This is a genomic window from Peptoniphilus hominis (ex Hitch et al. 2025) (assembly GCF_040096015.1).
Lineage (GTDB): Bacteria > Bacillota > Clostridia > Tissierellales > Peptoniphilaceae > Peptoniphilus_A > Peptoniphilus_A hominis.
This window is the reverse complement of record NZ_JBBMFO010000065.1, coordinates 1-1,474: the sequence shown is the minus strand read 5'-3', so window position 1 is coordinate 1,474 and position 1,474 is coordinate 1. Positions and strand designations below refer to the sequence as shown.

Genomic DNA, 1,474 nt, shown 5'->3' with positions numbered 1-1,474 from the left:
TTGCCAACCAAGTACCATCAGCGGACTAATGCTTAACTTCTGTGTTCGGTATGGTTACAGGTGTGTCCATTGTCCTATTCTCACCAGATTACACTTAAAAACTAATCTTCCTTAACTCTTTTGGTCAAGTCTTCGACCTATTAGTACTCGCTAGCTGAATGTATTGCTACACTTACACCTTGAGCCTATCTACCTCGTTTTCTTCAAGGGGTCTTATCTTGCGAGGGAAATCTCATCTCGAGGGGGGCTTCGGGCTTAGATGCCTTCAGCTCTTATCCCTTCCAAACTTAGCTTCCCAGCTATGCACTTGGCAGTACAACTGGTGCACCAGAGGTTTGTCCATCCCGGTCCTCTCGTACTAAGGACAGCTCCTCTCAAATTTCCTACGCCCACGACGGATAGGGACCGAACTGTCTCGCGACGTTCTGAACCCAGCTCGCGTGCCTCTTTAATGGGCGAACAGCCCAACCCTTGGGACCTACTTCAGCCCCAGGATGAGACGAGCCGACATCGAGGTGCCAAACCTCCCCGTCGATGTGGACTCTTGGGGGAGATAAGCCTGTTATCCCCGGGGTAGCTTTTATCCGTTGAGCGATGGCCCTTCCACTCGGTACCACCGGATCACTAAGTCCTGCTTTCGCATCTGCTCGACTTGTTGGTCTCGCAGTTAAGCTCCCTTCTGCCTTTATACTCTTCGCACGATTTCCATCCGTGCTGAGGGAACCTTTGAACGCCTCCGTTACTCTTTCGGAGGCGACCGCCCCAGTCAAACTGTCCAACTGAGAGTGTCCCTTCCCCAGATTCATGGGGGTAGGTTAGAATTCTAGCATTAAAAGAGTGGTATCCCAACGGTGGCTCCTTAGATACTGGCGTACCTAATTCTCTGCCTCCCACCTATTCTGTACATTTAATCCCAAAATTCAATCTCAGCCTACAGTAAAGCTCCACGGGGTCTTTCCGTCCTGTCGTGGGTAAGCGGCATCTTTACCGCTACTACAATTTCACCGGATCCTTTGTTGAGACAGTGCCCAAATCGTTACACCTTTCGTGCGGGTCGGAACTTACCCGACAAGGAATTTCGCTACCTTAGGACCGTTATAGTTACGGCCGCCGTTTACTGGGGCTTCAGTTCTAAGCTTCGCTTGCGCTAACTTTTTCCCTTAACCTTCCAGCACCGGGCAGGTGTCAGCTCCTATACTTCGTCTTTCGACTTTGCAGAAACTTGTGTTTTTGGTAAACAGTCGCTTGGGCCTTTTCACTGCGGCCCCCTTTTACAGGGGCTCCCCTTCTCCCGAAGTTACGGGGTCATTTTGCCGAGTTCCTTAACAAAGGTTTTTCCGCTCGTCTTAGGATTCTCTCCTCACCTACCTGTGTCGGTTTACGGTACGGGCGATACTTCTCTTGTAGTGGCTTTTCTTGGCAGTGTGGGTCTGTAAGCTTCTCTACTTGTTTTCGATCCGCATCACGCTTCATC

2 rRNA genes are annotated in these 1,474 nt (G+C 50.5%); both read right to left on the bottom strand.

The features are described 5' to 3' along the window. A 5S ribosomal RNA gene (gene rrf, locus WMO19_RS09690) occupies positions 1 to 88 on the bottom strand; the annotation flags it as partial. Between the two features lie 32 nt (positions 89 to 120). Beyond that, positions 121 to 1,474, bottom strand: a 23S ribosomal RNA gene (locus WMO19_RS09685); the annotation flags it as partial.